Origin of the sequence: Affinundibacterium seohonense, assembly GCF_014284305.1 — a bacterium.
Lineage (GTDB): Bacteria > Pseudomonadota > Gammaproteobacteria > Burkholderiales > Burkholderiaceae_D > Undibacterium > Undibacterium seohonense.
In genome coordinates this window covers 56297-76073 of the sequence record NZ_JACOFW010000021.1, presented here as the reverse complement: position 1 = coordinate 76073, position 19777 = coordinate 56297, and the positions used below count along the sequence as shown (strand labels likewise).

Below are 19777 nucleotides of genomic sequence, written 5' to 3'. Positions count from 1 at the left end.
CTAGGCCATTGAAAATTACATCTTGGATTATCTTTTTTTCGTCTGACATAAACCACAATAACTTTGAAAAGGCATCAATATGATCAATCAATACATCGTCGGGACCGCACAAGATGACATGTTAGTTGGCTCAACCGGTAACGATACCTTGGTAGGCTTGGCTGGAAACGATACGCTATCAGGCAGTTCAGGCTATGACATGCTTGATGGAGGTGATGGTGCAGATACCTACTTGTTTGGTCGTGGCGATGGTAAGGACGTAATCTTGGCGGGCGCAAGCGCGCCTGAAGATCAAGTGCAATTTGCTCCAGGCATTAGCATGGCTGACGTGGTCGTGAGTCAAATCAATGGTGATTTAATATTGAGTCTGAAATCTAGTAATGCCACTCTGACAGTGCCAGGTTATTTTTTCTTTGCGCCGCATGAGCGCATGTCAATTCATTTTGCTGACGGATCGATTTGGGATGGGGAGACCATAGATCGTAAAATTTTGTTGAATCACGACAATCTTTACGGTACCGCAGCCAATGATATTCTCGATGGGGGTTTAGGAAATGATGTGATCAATGGCATGGACGGTGACGACATCCTGTATGGCGGCACAGGTAATGACACATTGATCGGTGGTTTAGGCGCAGATACTTATCTGTTTGGACGTGGGGATGGTCGAGATGAAGTGCTTTCTAGTAGTTTTGCGCCCGATGAAATGTTGAGGTTTGGAGCCAGCATTAACATTGCCGATGTCAATGCTAGTGAAAATAATGGTGATTTAGTTCTTAGCCTGAAAGCGAGTAATGACAGTATCACGCTGAAAGGTTATTTTTTCTCAGCTGCTCCTTATCGTATGTTGATTCAATTTGCCGACGGGACCATTTGGGACGGTTTCACTCTAGATCGTAAAGTATTTAACAGTCATGACAATCTAAACGGAACGTCCGGTAATGACATTCTTGATGGTGGCTTAGGGAATGATGTTATCAATGGTATGGAGGGAGATAATGTACTTTATGGAGGCACCGGTAACGATACTCTGATTGGTGGCGCAGGTGCGGATACCTATTTTTTTGGGCGTGGGGATGGCAGGGATCTGGTGCTAAACAGTGGCTTTACGCAAGCAGATAAAGTGCAATTTGCATCAGATATTACGATGGCTGATGTGATCCTTAACCACGACAATGGTGATTTGGTTTTGAGCTTGAAATCTGGTACGGATACGTTGACAATACAAGGCTATTTTTTCATGCCACCGCACGAAAACTTACGGTTTCAATTTGCGGATGGCAGTATGTGGGATGGCGTGAGCGTCATTCAAAAACTAAATCTCATTAATGATAATTTGTTCGGTACCCCTGGTAATGACATCCTTGATGGTGGACTAGGTAACGATATGATTTTTGCCTCGGATGGCGATGACTTACTCTACGGCGATAGCGGTGATGATCTACTCAGTGGCGGTTTTGGTGCAGATACCTATCTCTTTGGTCGTGGCGATGGAAATGACCTGGTGCAGGCGAGCGGCTTTGCGCATGAAGATACCGTGAGATTTACCTCGGATATTACGATGGGTGATGTGATGGTAAGTCAGGTCAACGGTGATTTGATTCTGCGTTTGAAATCTGGTGCAGATACTCTTACCGTGGAAGGTTATTTTTTCGAGGCACCACAAAATCGCATACGGATTCAATTTGCCGATGGTGTCGTCTGGGACGGATTGAGCATGGAACGCAAAGTCATCTCAAGTCACGATGTTCTTACTGGTACGCCAGGCAACGATGTGATTGATGGTGGATTAGGGGACGATGTTATCCAAGGTTTGGATGGTGATGACTTACTTTACGGCGCTAGTGGTGATGACGAATTGATTGGTGGTCTAGGGGAGGATACTTATTTATTTGCTCGTGGTGATGGCCACGACGTCATTTTAAATGACGGATTAACTAAGGGTGACCGAGTTCAATTCGCTGCTGGGATTACTATGCCAGATGTCAGTGTTAGTCGAGTGAATAATGATTTGGTGTTGAGCCTGAAATCGGGCACTGAGACACTGACCTTGGAGGGCTATTTTTTCATTGCACAGCAAGAGCGGATGTTGATTCAGTTTGCCGATGGTGTGATCTGGGATGGCGTCACCTTGGAGCGCAAAGTATTTTCCGATGATGACTCGCTTGTCGGTAGTTATAAAAACGAGACCTTGGATGCAGGTTTAGGCAATGATTTCATTTCAGGTGGCGATGGCGATGATTATTTATATGGCGGGGACGGCGATGACGTCATGAAAGGCGGGGAGGGCTCTGATACCTATTACTTCGGCCGAGGTGATGGACACGATACCATTCTAAACTGGATTGCAGAGCCAGGCGCCATCGATACGATTCGTTTTGCTTATGATATTAACCCCAGTGCTGTTCGAGTCATACATCCTGTAAATTCAGACAATGCGGTCTTGCACTTGTCGGGTAGTGACGATACCTTGACGATTGCTGATTTTTTCTATGGTATTGGCGAATCTGTGATTCAGCAGATTCAGTTTGCCGATGGCACGATTTGGGATACGGCGAAGATACGATTATTGTCAGTGAATCATAGTCCTATCTTATCGACCCCATTGCCAACGGTGTTGGTGAATGAAGATTCAGCATTTAGTTATACGATTTCTGCTGATACCTTTATTGATAGTGATGTCGGGGATGCTTTGACTTATAGCGTTTTCCAGTTGAATGGCGACGTATTACCAAGTTGGATAAAGTTTGATGTGGGGACGCGCACAATGAGCGGAACGCCTGACAATGCCGCTGTTGCTAGCTACACGTTTCAAGTCAATGCAAGCGATCTGTCGGGAGCGAAGGCGTCGACTACATTGTCTTTGACTGTTCAGAATGTCAACGATGCACCAGTTGTCGCCATCGCTGTGCCCGATCAAAACGCTAAAGTCGGCGTTTCATTTAATTACGCAGTACCTGCGAATACATTTTTAGATGTCGATGCTGGTGATACGCTCAGTTATAGTGCTTCACTGTCGGATGGTACTGCACTGCCTGCATGGCTGAGCTTTGATGCTGCAAAGCTGACTTTTAATGGCATACCGACTTCAGCGGGTACAGGGAAATTGAGTATTAAGCTCAAAGCGATTGATGGTGCAGGTTTATTTGGTACGGATGTTTTTGATGTTTTGATTGCGCCGTCTAATATTAACGGATCAAGCGGAATCGATAATCTGATTGGGACGAGCGGTGATGATCAAATTAATGCGATGGCAGGAAACGATAAACTCACTGGCTTAGATGGAAACGATACTCTCAATGGAGGAAGCGGTGTAGATGAGATGCGTGGCGGTAAAGGGAACGATGTTTATGTGGTGGATAGTTTGAGCGACAATGTGATTGAGAACCTGAATGAGGGTAGTGACTCGATTCAGTCTAACGTTACTTATACACTGCCAACTAATGTCGAGAACCTCAGTTTGACGGGCACCTTGGCGATTAATGGCACTGGTAATATGGCGAGTAATATTCTCATTGGTAACTCAGGAGTAAATGTGCTGTCGGGTGGCGCAGGCAACGATATGCTTGATGGTGCAGCTGGCGCAGATAGGTTGTACGGAGGAACTGGCAATGATACCTACGAAATCGATAATGCTAATGATCTTGTTACTGAGTATGCTGGAGAAGGTCTCGATATTGTGAAGTCAATGATTAGCTACACCTTGACAACCAACCTTGAAGTCTTGAACTTAAAAGGCAGTCTAGCGATCAACGGGAATGGAAATGCTAGTCAAAATCTGTTGTTAGGTAATAGTGCGAATAATACTTTGAATGGCGGCTCTGGCAGCGATCTCTTGCAAGGTGCAGCTGGTGACGACAACCTAAGTGACACTTCAGGCAATAATTTATTTGATGGCGGGCTGGGCAATGATGCTTTAACTGGTGGCACAGGCAAAGATTTGTTTATTGGTGGCGGCGGCAATGACACCATAATTACCAGTACTGGTGCAGACGTCATTGCTTTTAATCGTGGTGATGGCATGGATGTAATTAATGCGAGCACTGGTAAGGACAATACGCTTTCATTAGGTCATGGCATTACTTATGCTGATTTGTTTTTGTCGAAAAGTGCGAATGATTTAATTTTGTTGACAGGTGGTGGTGATCAAGTGACTTTCAAAGACTGGTATGCCAGTGTCAATAATCATAGTGTTGCAAACTTGCAGATCGTCATTGAAGGCACGAGTGATTACATCAGTACCTCGAACAGTCAGTTGAATAAACATAAAATTGAACGATTCAATTTTGATGGTTTAGTGACGGCCTTTGATCAAGCACGTGCAACCACTCCCGATTTGTCGACCTGGGGCTTGTCAAGCGCGCTCTTGAACTATTACATCACGAGCGGTGATACCTCAGCCATCGGCGGTGATCTCACTTACCAGTATGCGATGAACGGTAATTTATCGACGATGTCGATGACACCAGCATTAGTGTTATTAGCAGGCGCAGCATTTGGAAATAGTGGTCAAAATTTGCAGACTGCCGCAGCATTGCTTGATGGGACACCAATCTTGATGTAATTTTTTTGATTGTGGTGATGTGTTTGTGAGGAAAGATCGGGGTGTATCCCCCGATCTTTTTTGACGATGAGGTCTGCACAAAGATAGCGTTAAATATTGCATGTATTTTCTTGCCGATTTTGTTAACTAAGTGCCTTCGTGTGAAATCAAGAAAAATAGATTTCGATCATCGCCGAGGGTCTGTTAACATTTAAATCAGGAGATGCGTTCAAGCCAAAAGGCAGGATGGCAAGGCGTAGTTCGCCGCTGAGACTGGTGCCTCGGCAAGAGCAGAAATAGACCTCGCGCTGTCCATCGCGCGTTTTGGCTTGAACCCTTCGGGAATGGGCGAATTGAATAAACTCGCGGGCACATGGCGTTGTTGCAAGTCGCTTACAGTGCTCGCACTGTGGCGCGCCTTGACGCCTAGCCCTGCGCCCGTTTTTCCGCATTCGCACTCCCGATTTAAATGTTAACAGGCCCTAGATGCCGTGTTGATAGCACGGTGTTATTTTTCGCATTAAGCTGTTAGAATATCGTCGTTGGTGCTCGCGATGTGGTTCACATGTCGCAGTTCAACGGGAAGCAGGAGGTGTTTTGTCCTTACAAAATGCTCACCTGCGCTGCCCCCGCAACGGTCAAGCGGACGAGTCTTCATCGACTCCGCTTCTGTCACACAAGCCACTGGACGCCTTGAACAAGCGACTGGGAAGGCGACAGAGGTAGTCTCCGCCAGCCCGGATACCGGCCAACGAGGTTGCGATGCGTCTCGTATTCAAACGCATCGCGTGTTTTGCTTTTTCATTGTCGGGGATGGCGATGAGAGCTGATCGAAATCTTTTATTTCACATTTGATTTTATTGTAATTTGCTGAGGGCTTTAGCAAGCTTTGTCATATCGACGAGTTTTGGTGAAATGCTTTTTTGCTTACATGGCTATTGCAGATCAACTGTATGTGCAATCGCGCCTAATCATTTGGGACTATCAGATTTTTCTCTAATGATGTGCCATGAAAAATTCTGTTTTGTTGTTAAATTCGCGAGCAGGTTTCTGCTTCGCCTGCATCACTTCGTCTGTCGCCTTGCCGTTCAATTTCGTACAAGCACAAACTTCAGTAGCACCTACATTGCAAGATGTCGTGATTACCGCTAATCGAATTCCTACCAAATTGACGGATGTATTAGCCGATGTGACGTTGATTGATCGTACCGAACTCGATCTTGTTGGGCAAAGTTCTCTGCTTGATGTATTGTCGAATCTGCCTGGCATACAAATCTCTCGTAATGGCGGCTATCGTTCTTCCAGTGGTGTCTTTCTTCGCGGTGCGACATCCTCGCAAACCGTGATATTACTGGACGGCATACGCATAGGTTCAGCGACATCAGGCGCGCCAGCTTTAGAAAATATGCCATTAGATCGCATTGAGCGTATCGAAGTATTACGCGGCGCAGCGTCCGCATTGTATGGTTCTGACGCTGTCGGTGGTGTGATCCACATCTTTACCCGTGAACCTGGTGTTAAACCTGTCTACACCGCAAACATCGGTGTTGGCGGCGATGGGCAGCAACAATCTGGTTTGGCTGTGCGGGGCAGTGTTGGTGAGCTTGGTTACAGTCTGGGTTGGTCGCGTGAAAAAGCAGACGGTATTTCAGTATTGGTGAATCCTTTATCGTCAGCATTTAATCCTGATCGCGATGGATTTCAAGCGACTAGTGTGGATGCCAAATTGCGTTATCAAGTCACGCCGCAACATCAATTGAGTTTGGGCTTATTGCATAGCGATACCGATTATCAATTTGATGGAGCTGCATCACCAAATCCTTTGAAACTCACCAAGGCCAATACCGATGCTCGCGCGGATTCGTCCTTGAATAATCTGTCTGCACAGTGGCAAGCGCAATGGCTGCCTAACTGGAAATCCACGCTGGCGCTTGGGGTTGCCGAAGACCAGTCGGTGACGAAATATTTCCGCAGCACGGATGGTGCTTTCGGTGGCAGCGGCAAATTTAACACCAACCGTCGTCAAGCCAGTTGGCAAAACGATCTTAGCCTCGGCCAGGATGTACTTTCATTCGCGATTGAACAGCGACGTGAAGAAGTCGATAGCAGCATGAATTATTCGGTTAAGGCGCGTGATTTAACCGGTGCGATGTTGTCTTATGCTCTGCGCACGGGTGATTGGAGTGCGCTGGCTGTTTTGCGTAGTGATCATAATTCGCAATTCGGTTCGTTCACGAATTGGTCCTTGTCGGGCGGTTACCAATTCAATGCCAACTGGCGTGCAGTGCTGAGTTCTGGCACCAGCTTCCAGGCACCTAGTTTTAATCAGCTGTATTACCCCGGTTTCGGCAACGCAGCCTTAACGCCGCAACAAAATCAGTCGAATGAGGTCGGCCTGAAATATCGCCACGCCAATCTGAATTTTGAAGCTACGGTGTATCAAAATGATGTACGTGGTTTTATTACTCCTTCGACGAATGTGCAAAGTGCATTGGCGATTTTGCGTGGCATCAGCCTAAGCAGTGCTTGGCAAATTGGTGCTAGTCAAATCAGTGCTTCCTACGATTATGCAGATCCGCGTACTCAGCCGAATAATTTACGTCTGCTGAGAATTGCGCGTCATGTGGCGAATTTCCGTGTTCAGCACCAGTGGTCCGATGTGTCCTTATTCACGGAAGTGAAATTCTCGAGTGATCGTGAGGACAATAACTTGAGCTTTACAGGTCGCGACAAATTAGGCGCCTATCGCTTGTTGAATGTTGGTGCGAATTGGCAAATCAGCCCGCAATGGGCATTGCTGGTGCGTATTAACAATCTAAGTAATACGCGCTATGCGCTGGCGAATAATTATTCCACGCCAGGACGTAATGCCTTCGTTTCGCTTTCCTGGAAATACTAAGTGAGTGCGAATCTGTCGATTGCCCGTTCAGAGTTAATTTTGGGCGGGCAAAAAAGTGGCAAATCAGCGCGTGCAGAAATGCTGGCACAAAGTTGGTTGCAAGCGAGCCCTGATCATCGTGCGATCTTCATCGCCACCGCGCAAGCTTGGGATGATGAAATGCAGGCCCGTATTGCCCGTCATCAGGCAGATCGCGCATTACGTTTGCCAACCATGCGCACGATAGAAGAGCCGCTCGCGGTTGCGGCGGCTATTCGTGCACATAGTCAGCCAGATTGTTTGATTGTGCTCGATTGCCTGACCTTGTGGCTAACGAATTGGCTGATGCCGTTGGATCACGACGCCTTGGATTTGAATGCCATCGAACATGCGATAACAGAGCTGGTCGATGTGGTAAAAAGCGCGCAAGGTCCTATCGTCATCGTCAGCAATGAAATTGGTTTAGGTGTGATTCCTATGGGACGAGAAGTGCGTGCTTATGTCGATCATCTGGGCAAGTTGAATCAGGCATTGGCAGCAACTGTCGAGCGTGTCAGTTTGATGGTGGCTGGTATGCGGTTGAGCTTAAAAGACAAAGAGAGGTAGTCAATGAATCCAAATGTATTCTCGAAGCGAATTTTTAAACGGGGATGTCTGCGTCTAATGGTTGTGTCGGTGATCGCCTTTATAGCGAATTTTGCACAGGCGATTGACATCACGGATGATCGACAAGTCACCGTGAATTTTAAACAAGCACCGCAGCGTATCGTCAGCATATTGCCGTCGTTGACCGAGTCTGTTTGTGCTCTGGGACACTGTGCACGTTTGGTTGGGGTGGATCGATATTCGAATTTCCCTGCAAGCGTGCGTTCTTTACCGCAGGTTGGTGGTGGTCTCGACCCAGGGATTGAAGCAATTGCTGCATTGAAACCGGATGTGGTCTTGATGTCGACATCGACACGCGCCGCGGATCGCTTGCAAGCCTTGGGTATAAAAGTGTTAGCGATGAATCCGGATAGTCAGGCGGATGTCCATCGTATTTTGCTTAAGTTAGGACAACTGTTAGAAGTGCCTGATGTCGAACGCATATGGCGTGAGATGGACAATGGTATTACGGCAGCAGCGAAAACCTTGCCGGCCTCGGTGAAAAATTTGCGAGTGTATTTTGAAGTCAGTAGTGCACCGCATGCAGCTGGTGAAAGTAGTTTTATCGGTGAAACTTTGGCTCGATTGGGTGCTGGAAATATCGTACCTCGCAGTCAAGGGCCGTTTCCGAAATTGAACCCCGAATACATTGTGCGCGCCAATCCTGATTTGATCATGGTTAGCGAACGTGGCTATGCCTCTTTGCCCACACGCCCGGGTTGGTCAAGTATCCGCGCGCTACGTGAAAACCGTGTGTGCGTGTACACGTCTGCGGAATCAGATGTGCTGGTACGTCCAGGACCGCGCATGGCAGAAGCTGCAGCGATTATGGCTAAGTGCTTGTTGAGTAAGCTACCGACTGATGCAGTGGGTAAAGCACCATGACACCGATGAGTGGAAGTGCGATGGTGACGGGATTGGATATTCAGGCCAAGCTTGAATCGCATTCTGCTGCCATACCGCATCAACGCGGCAAATTATTGTTTACGCTGATCAGTCTATTGCTTCTCAGTCTGATTTTGATCGTGCTCGGATTGGGCGTTGGCAGTAATGGCTGGGAGAGTTTGTCGAGTATGTGGCAGCAGTCATTGGCTATGCAAATTGTGTGGGATATACGCTTGCCACGTACCTTGGGTGCTTGGGCTGCAGGCGCTTTGCTTGGTTTATCCGGCGCAGTGGCGCAAGGCTTATTCCGTAACCCTTTGGCGGATCCGTATTTACTTGGTAGTGCTTCTGGTGCTTCACTGGGAGTGGCGACGGCCTTGGTTGCTTTTGGTGGATCTCCATTCGCCACGGCTTGGGTGGTGCGCTTGGGGCTGACTGGTGCTGCTTTTTGTGGTGCGGTGTTGGCGGTATTTTTGACGCTGCTATTGGCTCGTGGGGTGCAACACACTTTGCGCTTGTTATTAGCGGGCGTCATCGTTGGGGTGGTCTTAGGCGCCGTTGGGTCTTTGGTGACGATGATGCGGCCGGATATTGTTCAGGCTATGCAGGCTTTTATGTTGGGCAGTACCGGCTATGTGGGGTGGTCTAGTTGTGGCGTGATGTTGTTGGTTTTCGTGATTTGTTTGGTGATTAGCCTCGCTTTAAGTCAGGTATTGGATGGCTTGTCGTTGGGGGAAGCGACTGCCAGTAGTTTAGGTTTGCCTTTGCCACAAATGCGGATGGCCTTGGTGTTGATTATTGCTTTGAGCGCAGGTACCGCGGTCGCACAAACTGGCTTAATCGTGTTTGTCGGTTTGGCTGCTCCACATTTGGTGCGTTCTATGTTGAAGACCACACATGCTGGTTTGATTGTTTTATCGAGTTTGGCAGGTGGGATTTTGTTGAGTGCAGCCGACATTCTTAGCCGCTGGATGATCGCACCACAAGAATTGCCAGTGGGTGTCGTGACAGCAATTTTGGGTGGTGCTTATCTGCTGCGATTAATGCATAAACAGCGCCGGATGGAAGGGCATTGATGATGCAATCGACTCAATCAAAATCAACTACGGTCGCAACTACGCTAGCAATTCAGACCGAACAACTTCATGCAATGCTTGATGGGGCGCACATACTACGCGACCTGAGCTTGCAAATTCCACGCGCGGCATGGACTAGCATTGTGGGGCCGAATGGTGCAGGTAAATCGAGCCTACTCAAAGCGCTGGCGGGGCTATTGGCGTGCGACGGCAAAGTGCAGTTGTTGGGGCAGTCGGTGCTTGAGATATCACGACGAGACATAGCACGATGCCTATCGTGGTTAGGGCAAAGTCAAAGTGCGGCAGAGGATATGCGCGTGTGGGATGTCGTCATGCTAGGGCGCTTACCGCATCAAGCCTGGCTGGCAGCGCCAAGTGCTGCCGATCATGCCGCGGTAGAACAAGCACTGCGCGATACCCAAGCTTGGCAGTGGCGCGAACGTAGCCTTGGGCAATTATCTGGGGGCGAGCGACAACGCGTGCTATTGGCAAGGGCTTTGGCGGTACACGCCGAGATTTTATTGATGGACGAGCCTTTAGCCAATCTCGATCCGCCGCATCAGGCGGATTGGATGGCGTTGGTCAGACAACTAGTCGCGCAAGGAAAAACCGTGGTCAGCGTCCTGCATGAGATTTCTTTTGCGCTGCAAGCTGATCATTTATTAATCATGCAGGAAGGGCAGCTAGTTCATCAAGGAGCGTGTGATGATCCCGCCAGTCATCAGGCTTTGCGCGAGGTGTTTGAGCAGCGCATAGCGATACATTCGGTGGCAGGGCAGTGGGTTGCTTTGCCAAATTGAAAGCCAAGGTCGTAGTCAACGTAATCGTCATTCCTGTGTCGCGGGATTGAAACTAAAAATGTAAAAAAATGGAGAATAAAAATGCAAATTGAAACACCACCAGCAGAGAAACCTTATGAAAAACCGCAAGGTGAGCGTCGAGGTTTAGTGATCATCAACACCGGTGATGGCAAAGGTAAAAGCACCGCCGCATTCGGCTTAGCCTTGCGCGCACACGGACGTGGAAAAGCAGTGAAGATTTTTCAGTTCATGAAGGTTCCGACCGCGCGTTTTGGTGAGCACCGGATGTTTGAACAACTAGGTCTGCCGGTCATAGGCTTGGGTGATGGATTCAGTTGGAAGAGTCAGGACTTAGATCATTCTGCGCAGCTAGCGCGTGACGGTTGGGAAAAGGCCAAGGTCGCGATCATGAGTGGCGAGTATTTCATGGTGACCTTGGACGAAATTACCTATCCTTTAATTTACGGTTGGTTACCACTGGACGATGTCTTGGCAACTTTGCGCGCCCGCCCGGTGGATGTGCATGTGGTGTTGACAGGTCGCCGCTGCCCACCTGAATTAATCGACTTAGCCGATACGGTTACCGAAATGACTTTGGTCAAACACGCGTTTCGCGCAGGAATTCCAGCGCAACGTGGTATCGAAGATTGATACACACGATGTCTGTTCATAACGCTCGTTAGAGGTCGAATGCATGTTGCTTAATTTAAGTATGTCAACTTCTGAACATGCACAGATACTCGCACTAGCATTGTTAGTCGGCTGGCTGATCGATCTCTATTTTGGGGAGCCAAAAGCTGCCTGGCATCCTGTGGTTTGGATGGGGCACTATTTAAATTTTTGCGGAAAGCTCAGTGCTCCTCTCGCTGCGCCTGAGGCGCTTGAGCTTGAAAGTTCGAGCGTTAAGCGAAAGATGTTAGCGTTTTTCTTAGGGGCTTTTTTCTGGTTGCTTGCGGCGATCGTCTTGGTCGGTATTGCTTGGAAATTACAGCAAGCACTTGGTGCATTGGCGTGGTATTGGCAGGGAATCATCTTGGGTTTCTTGCTCAAACCATTGTTTAGCTGGGGAATGTTGCGAGATGAAGTGCTTGCGGTAGAGCTGGCCTTGCAAGACTCTTTGGATGCGGGTCGTCAACAATTAGCACGTTTGGTGAGCCGCGATGTTCGCCAATTGCAAGCGCATGAAGTGCGCGAGAGCGCAATCGAAACCTTAGCAGAGAATCTAAACGATTCCGTCATTTCGGTTTTGTTTTGGTTTGTCTTGGCTGGCTTGCCTGGCGTTTTGCTTTATCGATTTGCGAATACTGCGGATGCGATGTGGGGCTATCGCGGTGAGCGTGGTGGTCGGGTGTGGACTTGGGCTGGCAAGTGGGCGGCGCATGCAGATGATATTTTATCTTGGCCTGGCGCGCGACTCACAGCATTCATGATGTACTTGAGCGTAGCCAGAATGCCGAACTGTCAGCTATGGCGAGAAGCGGGTGTCACCACGTCACCAAATGGTGGCTGGCCTATGGGGGCGATGGCATTGCTCTTAAATATACGGCTCTCAAAACCTGGCGTCTACGTTTTGCATGCCAAGGGTTTGGAAGTCGATCACCAGCACATTGACCTAGCTGTGCAATTGTGTGAACGAGCGATTTGCGTATGGTTTCTTTGTGTCGGTGTGTTGTTACTGCTAAGTGCTTGGTATTGAATTTTTGGAAGAAATCAAACTATGTTGACTGTAAAACGCCTGCCACAACAGCCGCCAATGCGCTTGCATAAAAGTGAGCGACCAGCATCGCGCATGCATGGTGGTACTGATACTTTAGGGAAGCCAGCTTACGATTTTTCGACCAATAGCAATGCGCTAGGTCCATGTCCTGAAGTGCTGACGCAGATTCGTTTAAGTGATTGTGCCAGTTATCCTGATCCTGACTATCACAGCTTGCGCAACGCACTGGCAGCATGGCATCAGGTGTCACCACAGCGCCTCATGTTCGCTGCCAGCGCGAGTGAATTCATTTTTCGGATGTCCATGTTGGTGGGGCAGATTGACCAACGAGGGCGACTAGCGCCGTCTCAAAAAAACGTTTGGATACCGCCCCATAGTTATGGTGATTATGTATTAGCCGGACGGGCTGCTGGACTGAATGTAGTCGAAGATTTTCGCGCTGCAGACTTGATCTGGGCTTGTGAGCCAGGCAGTCCATTGGGACAAAATCAAGCTGGCTTAGCGCAGATGATTATGGCGAAGTCTGACAAAGCGCAGTTGGTACTCGATTGCGCATATCAGCCATTGCGCTTATCAGGTAGTGCCAGTTTGAGTTCACAGCAACGTGACGCTTGCTGGCAATTATTTACCCCAAATAAGGCACTGGGATTAACGGGAATTCGCGGTGCTTATGTGATCGCACCTTTACAAGCAGAAGTTTGGCAGCAGGAATTGGAACAGATGGCAGCCTCATGGCCGCTGGGTAGTCATGCGGTGACAATGTTAAGCGCATGGACTTTGCCATCAGTACAGAATTGGTTATTGAAAAGTCTGGAAACCTTACGCGAGTGGAAGCAAAGGCAAATTGCCTTGTGCGCGGATTTGGGGTGGCAGATCGAACCAAGTGATACGAATTTTTTCTGCGTCACACCAAGCAGAAAAATTCAAGAACATCGTACCGATTTTTTACATGCGATGCGCGCGCAGGGTATTAAGTTGCGGCATGCCGGTTCGTTTGGACTGGATGCCTGTTTCCGAATGCGCGTGTTATCTCCACCTATGCAAGATGCTTTTCATCGTGCAGTGAAACAGTATTCACCGCATTTTTAAATTTTCTTTTTTGATTAAGTAAAGGTTCAGTATGAACGTAGTAAATGAAGCATGGTTTGCGATGGCGGATTTGCAAAATCCAGAATTGCTGGCGCGTCTGCAACATAAAATTAACAACAAAACGAAACCGCTAGGTTCACTTGGCCGAATTGAGCAACTTGCCATACAACTAGGATTGATCTTGGGCACAGAGTCACCACGTTTGACACAGGCGCAGATGTTAGTGTGCGCTGGTGATCATGGCATCGTCAAACATGGTGTGTCGGCTTTTCCTAGTGACGTGACTTGGCAGATGGTGGAAAATTTTCTAGCGGGTGGCGCAGCAGTGAGTGTGTTGGCGCGTCAACACGGGATTGCCTTGAACGTCATTGATTGCGGTGTGAATCACGACTTCGCCCCGCGTCTAGGTTTGATTATCCGCAAGGTCGGGTACGGCACAGTAGACAGTCTGAAAGAACCAGCAATGAGCGAGGAACAATGTCAGCAAGCGATGAATCATGGGCGCGAGATTGTAAAGAGCTTGCCAGGGAATGTGGTTTTATTAGGTGAAATGGGTATCGGTAATACCTCCGCAGCGGCTTTGCTGCTGGCACGTTTAGGCGACCTAGATATTGCTGATTGCACGGGTGCAGGTACGGGACTCGATCATTTTGCGATTGCCAGAAAAGTAGAGACACTGCGTTTAGTGTTAAAACGCCATGCAAGTGCGACGACACCATTAGAAGCCTTAGCTTGTCTGGGTGGCTTTGAAATCGCCACGTTAGTCGGCATCGTGTTGCAGGCCGCGATCGATAATCGTGTGATCGTCGTTGACGGATTTATTGCTAGTTCTGCCGTGTTGGTGGCAACGCGTCTGGCGCCGAAAGTGCAGCAACGTTGCATATATGCGCATCGCTCCGCCGAAAGTGGACATCGCTTAATGCTGGACACATTGCAAGCGACTGCGCTCTTGGATTTAGGCTTGCGCTTAGGTGAAGGTTCTGGCGCAGCCTTGGCATGGCCTTTATTACAATCGGCTAGTGACATTTTGTGTGATATGGCGAGTTTTGAAAGTGCTGGTGTGGCGCGAAATGAATAGGATTGCCCAATCATGATTCGACATTACTTATTGGCGCTACAGTTTTTTACCCGCATTCCCGTCACCGGAAAATTAGCGACGTGGGTAGGCTATAGTCCTACCATGTTGCGTGCTAGTGCTGGGCACTTTCCGGGGATAGGTTGGCTGGTGGGCAGCTTGACGGCATGTTGTTTTTGGGGCGTGCACGCTTTATTGCCGCAACAGGCCGCAACGGTGTTTATTGCCGTTGTGTTGAGTACTGTTTTTAGTGTGATGTTGACCGGTGCCTTTCACGAAGACGGTCTGGCCGATTTGGCCGATGGACTAGGCGGTCACGTTAGTCGCGAAAAATCTTTAGAAATCATGAAGGATTCGCGCATCGGTACTTACGGTGCGGTGGCTTTGATTTTAGCCTTATCGACTAAGTTTGCTTTGCTCAGTTTGTTGGGGCAGTTAAACATACCAGTATGCCTAATGACGATATTTTTGGCGCATGTTGTTTCGCGCACGATGCCGTTGTTGATCATCAGGAATTTACCGCATGTTGGCGACACACCGCAGTCAAAATCCAAACCGCTGGCGGATGCGATTGATTATCCAACCTTATTGGTCGCTGCGCTTTGGTGCATATCTGCATTCGCGCTGATTGTGTACTGGCATCCAAGTCGACTATGGGTAACAGGAACTGTCGGGGCATTATTTGCTACTTGTTGGATGTATCGATTCTTATCACGTCGCATTCAAGGATTTACGGGCGATGCTTTGGGGGCGACTCAGCAGGTGAGTGAGTTGGCATTTTATTTCGGCGTACTTTTAGCGTGGGCTTGATTGATGGCGCATACGCTGTGTTTACTACGTCATGCGCGACCTTTGATAGAAAGTGGCGTTTGTTATGGGCATCTTGATGTCAGTGCTGAAGTCAATGCTAACGCGCAAGATGCACAGACTATACTGGACCGCATGAGCGCACGGGGAGTGACGCCCGATATGATCTACACTTCGGATTTGCAGCGAGCGCGACAATTGACTGATGCGATTCATTCGCATTTTTTGCAAACGCCCTTGATAGCCGATCCGCGTTTGCGAGAAATGAATTTTGGGTGTTGGGAAGGCCATGCCTGGAATGACATTCCCAAGGCTGAATATGATAGCTGGATAGAAAATTTCCCCGACTATCAATTTGGCGGAATGGAGAGCTGTCAGCAGGTATTGACACGAGTGATCGATTTTTATCGTGATATGCGGGCTACATTGGAAGTGAATACGCAAGCGACTCAGCACAGTCAGCAAATTCTTTGCGTGACACATGCGGGTGTCATGCGGGCTCTGCGGTATTATCTTGAGACTGGAAATGAGACGATCAGCTCGGCATCGCAATGGCCAGCAACAGTTGCTGGGTTTGGGTGTAGTGAAACTTACATGCTTGAATAAGCAGCGTAGTTGGGTACAGCGTAATTCGCTACAATACAAGACCGAACTTTATTTGAGCGTTTATGAATTATCTGGCACATATCTATTTGGCAAGCCATAGCGACGATGCCATGTTTGGTGCTTTGCTCGGCGATTTTGTCAAAATGGATGGTGCTTCAAAGTTTGCTTTGCCCATCGCACAAGAAATTCTATTGCATCGTAAAGTCGATAGCTTTACTGATCAGCATCCTATTATTCAACATGCCCGTAGTTTATTCGCTGCGCCGCGGCGCCGGTTTGCAGGTATCGCGTTGGATATTTTTTATGACCATGTGTTAATCAAGCATTGGACTCGTTATTCAGATGGGGATGTAAGCGACTTTATTGCTGGTTTTTATCAATCTTTATCAAAGCGAAGAGACCAATTTCCGCCGACCCTAGCCTATGCGGTTCCTCGCATGATAGAACAAGACTGGTTGGGATCGTATGCTGACTTTTCTGGTGTCGAAATCGCCATTCATCGTGTTTCAAGTCGTTTATCCCGTAATGCCGAATTGCTACAGCAGACGTCGTTGGATTTATGTTCGAGTTATGAGGTCTTGGAACAAGGCTTTATAGACTTTTTTCCGGATCTGCTTGACTATGTAGTGCAGCAAAGGAAGTTAATGCTTGCCAAAACTGAGTTGTAGTTTGTCGCTAATTGTTGAAGTGCTTACCCACAAAGGAAGGTCATCATGAACAGAAGAGATTTTTTACAGTCAGTGGCAGTGTCTAGTCTGGCTTTATCTGGCAGCGTGCTGGCAGCGAACGAGGGTAAAGCTCTGTCTTATAACCTACTAGGTACGGACGTTAGTGGCAAAAAAGTCCAATTGAAAGATTATGCGGGTAAGACAGTATTGGTCAGTTTTTTTACTTTTGATTGCCCGGTTTGTACCAATGACTTGAAACTGATGCGCGAGTTTTATGTCGGTAACAGCAATAAAAAATTCATCCTGCTCGGTGTGAATATCGATAAAAATAAAAAAGAGCTCGATGAATATAATGAAGTCACGACTCTGGCTTATCCCAAATCACAACGGTTTCCCAGTGTCTGGCGTAACGATCCTGCCCATAAAGACAATTTTGGCATAATCAACACTACGCCAACTCACTTTGTCCTCAATAAGCAGCATCAATTAGTGTTCAAACGCGAGGGCGCTTTTCAGGGGGAGGATTGGGATAATTTGTGGCTATCTTTGTCATAAATTGGCGCTGCCGGGAGCGAAACTGAGTTTTTCACTATAATCGTCGTTTCCGTTTAACGCAAAGCCAATATCTTGCGATTTGGTTTTGACATGAAAGTATTCGATGACCACGTCAATTCGCCCCCGTCTCGCACCAGACTTAACGACCGTCCTGTTAGCGACAGGTTTTGTACTTACTCTATCAATGGGCGTACGTCACGGCTTTGGATTTTGGTTGCAACCAATTTCACTAGAACACCAATGGACTCGTGAAACTTTTTCAATGGCGATTGCGATTCAGAATTTAATGTGGGGTGTATTTGGGCCGTTTGCAGGCATGGCCGCAGACAAATTGGGTACGGCAAAAGTAATTGTGTTGGGTGCGATTTTGTTCGCGTTAGGCTTGGTTTGGATGGCGCTAGTCAAGCATCCATTTGCTTTCATCGCCGGCTCTGGTGTGTTGATCGGTGCGGCATTGGCATGTACGACCTTTGGTGCAGTCAGTGGTCTAATCGGTCGCACCGCACCCGAAGCCAAGCGTTCTTGGGCTTTTGGTATGTCATCCGCGGCGAGTTCGTTCGGTCAGTTTTTCATGATGCCAGTCGATCAGCAATTGATCCAACATGCTGGTTGGCAAAACGCACTTTATGTATTGGCAGCTTTGATGTTGATTGTCATGCTGCCCATGGCATGGAAATTACGCGAGCCACCGCGTGAGGCTGATACAGGCCCTCAACAAAGCACGATGGAAGCCGTACGCGAGGCATTTGCCCACAAACCATTTTTACTGTTGTTAGCGGGTTATTTTGTGTGCGGATTTCAATTGGTATTTATCGGTATGAATATGCCAGCGTATTTGAAAGACAAAGGTATCGTTGATCCTAGTGTCGCCGTCATTGCTTTGTCATTGATTGGTTTATTTAATATTTTTGGCTCTTATGGTGCAGGCAGATTAGGCGGCTTATTCCCTAAACGTTATCTGTTGTCCAGCATTTATCTCAGCCGTAGCATCGTGATCGCTTTATTTGTTTTGGCACCTTTGAGTAGCTACAGCGTGTATGTGTTCGCCGCAGCAATGGGTGTTTTGTGGCTGTCCACGGTACCGCTGACCAATGGTGTGATTGCTGGAATTTTTGGTTTGAAATATTTGTCCATGCTATCGGGTTTCGTTTTCTTCTCACACCAGTTAGGCAGCTTTATCGGAGCGTGGTTGGGCGGTTATATGTACACCAAAAATGGGAATTATGATGCGGTCTGGTTGATTGTGATTGGCTTGGGAATCTTTGCCACTTTGATTAATTTGCCTATCAATGAAGCAGCGATACAGCGCGATGCGAAATTGCCGCTTGCTGTCTAATGACTTTAAGATGAAATTCACTTCTACAACTCGTCAATTTCTGATCGTGTTTGCGATCGCAGCGATTTTTGCGCTGGTTTTTTTTGCGTATCTGCAGCCGGAGTTCGTTGTTGATTTGGCGAATCGCTATGTGTTTTGTTAAATGATATTTTGGCGGACGTAAATCTGATTGTTGTGCAATGAATGTGAATCCATCAAGAACTCAATATTGATCGAAGTTGCAAATCACCTCGCTTTGCATTTATCGACAGTGAAGTTGGGATGGAAAACTGTCTCTCTGTTTTGCTTACACTTACAGAGTCACGGTAGGTCTGGTTTTTGATACTTAACTTTGACTAATAAAAGATTTGTCACAAACCAGAAATCGCAATCTTCAACCAGTTATCCCCCACCTTTTTTTCAACATAAATGACATCGCCATCAAGGCGATAAGATAAGTGACAGCAGTGGTGCGGATGAGATAACACATTTGGATTCAAGATCACATAGCAATGACCGGATGGATTGCGCACTGAGTGTGTGATTAATCCCGGATGTCCTTCACGATGTAATCGCGTGCCTATCGCTTGGGTGTAGCTATAGTCAGTCTTGTGCATCAGTCCAGCTTGGCTTTTGTGGAAAGGGCGTAAATCGAGTAGCGCTGCATCGCAAGCGACGGTGTAAACCTTGCGTTCCACTCGCACATCCTTCTCTTGAAAACCCGCGTCCGCCAATAAGCCGAAATACCAGTGATAAGCTGTTTCATATGCGGTGGTTGCTATCGATTCGGCACCGTACCAAACGCCAAATTGCCCATCAGAATAACGACTTGCCTGCCAATGTTGAAAAGGCCAGGTGATTGCATTAAACCAATGTGCGTCTTCGAATGGTCGGTGGATGATCGGTGTGGCGGATACGAATGTCGGTGGCTTTACTTCATCCTCGACTTTTTGCGCCAATGCCCAATCTTCTGGGCTATCACTTAAGTCGTCGAACAGGTCTTGTGAAACTTGGAGGGAGACGATATTCCGAAAGACGTTTTCATGAACATCTTGCAGTTTGACTTTGGAAAATAGAGATTGCATGTGCGGAGAGAGTTAGATGGTGTCGATGAAATG

General features: G+C 47.8%; 17 protein-coding genes and 1 riboswitch. Of the genes, 16 read left to right on the top strand and 1 reads right to left on the bottom strand.

Annotation, left to right across the window (positions count from 1 at the left end):
• Positions 1-79 precede the first annotated feature (79 nt).
• The 16 genes from H8K52_RS16290 to H8K52_RS21630 all read left to right on the top strand — a co-directional run bounded on the left by H8K52_RS16290 (position 80) and on the right by H8K52_RS21630 (position 18822).
• Positions 80-4564 (top strand): calcium-binding protein, encoded by a 4485-nt coding sequence (locus tag H8K52_RS16290; RefSeq protein ID WP_186923963.1) that lies wholly within the window; start codon positions 80-82, stop codon positions 4562-4564.
• 505 nt (positions 4565-5069) lie between these two features.
• Positions 5070-5310, top strand: a riboswitch (cobalamin riboswitch).
• Between the two features lie 242 nt (positions 5311-5552).
• On the top strand, positions 5553-7442 hold the full coding sequence (locus tag H8K52_RS16285; RefSeq protein ID WP_186923962.1) for a TonB-dependent receptor domain-containing protein: 1890 nt from the start codon (positions 5553-5555) through the stop codon (positions 7440-7442).
• Positions 7443-8027, top strand: a complete 585-nt coding sequence (gene cobU, locus H8K52_RS16280; protein WP_343044229.1) for a bifunctional adenosylcobinamide kinase/adenosylcobinamide-phosphate guanylyltransferase — start codon at positions 7443-7445, stop codon at positions 8025-8027.
• A 57-nt stretch (positions 8028-8084) separates the two neighbouring features.
• The gene (locus H8K52_RS16275) at positions 8085-8951 is read left to right on the top strand and encodes an ABC transporter substrate-binding protein (protein ID WP_186923976.1); all 867 of its coding nucleotides are present in this window, start codon (positions 8085-8087) and stop codon (positions 8949-8951) included.
• A gap of 5 nt (positions 8952-8956) precedes the next feature.
• Positions 8957-10027 (top strand): FecCD family ABC transporter permease, encoded by a 1071-nt coding sequence (locus H8K52_RS16270; RefSeq protein ID WP_425507551.1) that lies wholly within the window; start codon positions 8957-8959, stop codon positions 10025-10027.
• The gene (locus H8K52_RS16265) at positions 10027-10827 is read left to right on the top strand and encodes an ABC transporter ATP-binding protein (protein ID WP_425507550.1); all 801 of its coding nucleotides are present in this window, start codon (positions 10027-10029) and stop codon (positions 10825-10827) included. Before H8K52_RS16270 ends, H8K52_RS16265 begins: the two co-directional genes overlap by 1 nt.
• 81 nt (positions 10828-10908) lie before the next feature.
• The gene (gene cobO, locus H8K52_RS16260) at positions 10909-11478 is read left to right on the top strand and encodes a cob(I)yrinic acid a,c-diamide adenosyltransferase (protein WP_186923960.1); all 570 of its coding nucleotides are present in this window, start codon (positions 10909-10911) and stop codon (positions 11476-11478) included.
• A gap of 61 nt (positions 11479-11539) precedes the next feature.
• Positions 11540-12523 (top strand): adenosylcobinamide-phosphate synthase CbiB, encoded by a 984-nt coding sequence (gene cbiB, locus H8K52_RS16255; RefSeq protein ID WP_186923974.1) that lies wholly within the window; start codon positions 11540-11542, stop codon positions 12521-12523.
• 21 nt (positions 12524-12544) lie between these two features.
• On the top strand, positions 12545-13633 hold the full coding sequence (locus H8K52_RS16250) for an aminotransferase class I/II-fold pyridoxal phosphate-dependent enzyme (protein ID WP_246464613.1): 1089 nt from the start codon (positions 12545-12547) through the stop codon (positions 13631-13633).
• 31 nt (positions 13634-13664) lie between these two features.
• A complete protein-coding gene (cobT, locus tag H8K52_RS16245) occupies positions 13665-14711 on the top strand; it encodes a nicotinate-nucleotide--dimethylbenzimidazole phosphoribosyltransferase (RefSeq protein WP_186923959.1) in 1047 nt (348 codons plus the stop codon).
• A 12-nt stretch (positions 14712-14723) separates the two neighbouring features.
• On the top strand, positions 14724-15518 hold the full coding sequence (locus H8K52_RS16240) for an adenosylcobinamide-GDP ribazoletransferase (RefSeq protein WP_186923958.1): 795 nt from the start codon (positions 14724-14726) through the stop codon (positions 15516-15518).
• Positions 15519-15521: 3 nt separating this feature from the next.
• Complete coding sequence (locus H8K52_RS16235; RefSeq protein WP_186923957.1) at positions 15522-16121, top strand: histidine phosphatase family protein; 600 nt, start codon at positions 15522-15524, stop codon at positions 16119-16121.
• 62 nt (positions 16122-16183) lie between these two features.
• A complete protein-coding gene (locus H8K52_RS16230) occupies positions 16184-16789 on the top strand; it encodes an acyl carrier protein phosphodiesterase (RefSeq protein WP_186923956.1) in 606 nt (201 codons plus the stop codon).
• A gap of 45 nt (positions 16790-16834) precedes the next feature.
• Positions 16835-17344: a peroxiredoxin family protein gene (locus H8K52_RS16225; RefSeq protein WP_186923955.1), complete on the top strand. Its 510-nt coding sequence runs from the start codon at positions 16835-16837 to the stop codon at positions 17342-17344.
• Positions 17345-17447: 103 nt separating this feature from the next.
• A complete protein-coding gene (locus tag H8K52_RS16220; RefSeq protein ID WP_186923954.1) occupies positions 17448-18680 on the top strand; it encodes an MFS transporter in 1233 nt (410 codons plus the stop codon).
• A 10-nt stretch (positions 18681-18690) separates the two neighbouring features.
• The gene (locus H8K52_RS21630; protein WP_281387964.1) at positions 18691-18822 is read left to right on the top strand and encodes a hypothetical protein; all 132 of its coding nucleotides are present in this window, start codon (positions 18691-18693) and stop codon (positions 18820-18822) included.
• Positions 18823-19030: 208 nt separating this feature from the next.
• Here H8K52_RS21630 and H8K52_RS16215 read toward each other — a convergent pair whose 3' ends face one another.
• Entirely contained in the window at positions 19031-19744 is a 714-nt protein-coding gene (locus H8K52_RS16215) for an RES family NAD+ phosphorylase (RefSeq protein ID WP_186923953.1), read from the bottom strand.
• Between the last annotated feature and the right edge of the window lie 33 nt (positions 19745-19777).

Excerpts from the sequence above, each read along its gene's own strand:
- H8K52_RS16290 (WP_186923963.1), top strand. The coding sequence starts at position 80 with ATGATCAATCAATACATCGTCGGGACCGCACAAGATGACATGTTAGTT.
- H8K52_RS16285 (WP_186923962.1), top strand. The coding sequence starts at position 5,553 with ATGAAAAATTCTGTTTTGTTGTTAAATTCGCGAGCAGGTTTCTGCTTC.
- H8K52_RS16275 (WP_186923976.1), top strand. The coding sequence starts at position 8,085 with ATGGTTGTGTCGGTGATCGCCTTTATAGCGAATTTTGCACAGGCGATT.
- H8K52_RS16270 (WP_425507551.1), top strand. The coding sequence starts at position 8,957 with ATGAGTGGAAGTGCGATGGTGACGGGATTGGATATTCAGGCCAAGCTT.
- H8K52_RS16265 (WP_425507550.1), top strand. The coding sequence starts at position 10,027 with ATGATGCAATCGACTCAATCAAAATCAACTACGGTCGCAACTACGCTA.
- cobO (WP_186923960.1), top strand. The coding sequence starts at position 10,909 with ATGCAAATTGAAACACCACCAGCAGAGAAACCTTATGAAAAACCGCAA.
- cbiB (WP_186923974.1), top strand. The coding sequence starts at position 11,540 with ATGTCAACTTCTGAACATGCACAGATACTCGCACTAGCATTGTTAGTC.
- H8K52_RS16250 (WP_246464613.1), top strand. The coding sequence starts at position 12,545 with ATGTTGACTGTAAAACGCCTGCCACAACAGCCGCCAATGCGCTTGCAT.
- cobT (WP_186923959.1), top strand. The coding sequence starts at position 13,665 with ATGAACGTAGTAAATGAAGCATGGTTTGCGATGGCGGATTTGCAAAAT.
- H8K52_RS16240 (WP_186923958.1), top strand. The coding sequence starts at position 14,724 with ATGATTCGACATTACTTATTGGCGCTACAGTTTTTTACCCGCATTCCC.
- H8K52_RS16235 (WP_186923957.1), top strand. The coding sequence starts at position 15,522 with ATGGCGCATACGCTGTGTTTACTACGTCATGCGCGACCTTTGATAGAA.
- H8K52_RS16230 (WP_186923956.1), top strand. The coding sequence starts at position 16,184 with ATGAATTATCTGGCACATATCTATTTGGCAAGCCATAGCGACGATGCC.
- H8K52_RS16225 (WP_186923955.1), top strand. The coding sequence starts at position 16,835 with ATGAACAGAAGAGATTTTTTACAGTCAGTGGCAGTGTCTAGTCTGGCT.
- H8K52_RS16220 (WP_186923954.1), top strand. The coding sequence starts at position 17,448 with ATGACCACGTCAATTCGCCCCCGTCTCGCACCAGACTTAACGACCGTC.
- H8K52_RS21630 (WP_281387964.1), top strand. The coding sequence starts at position 18,691 with ATGAAATTCACTTCTACAACTCGTCAATTTCTGATCGTGTTTGCGATC.
- H8K52_RS16215 (WP_186923953.1), bottom strand. The coding sequence starts at position 19,744 with ATGCAATCTCTATTTTCCAAAGTCAAACTGCAAGATGTTCATGAAAAC.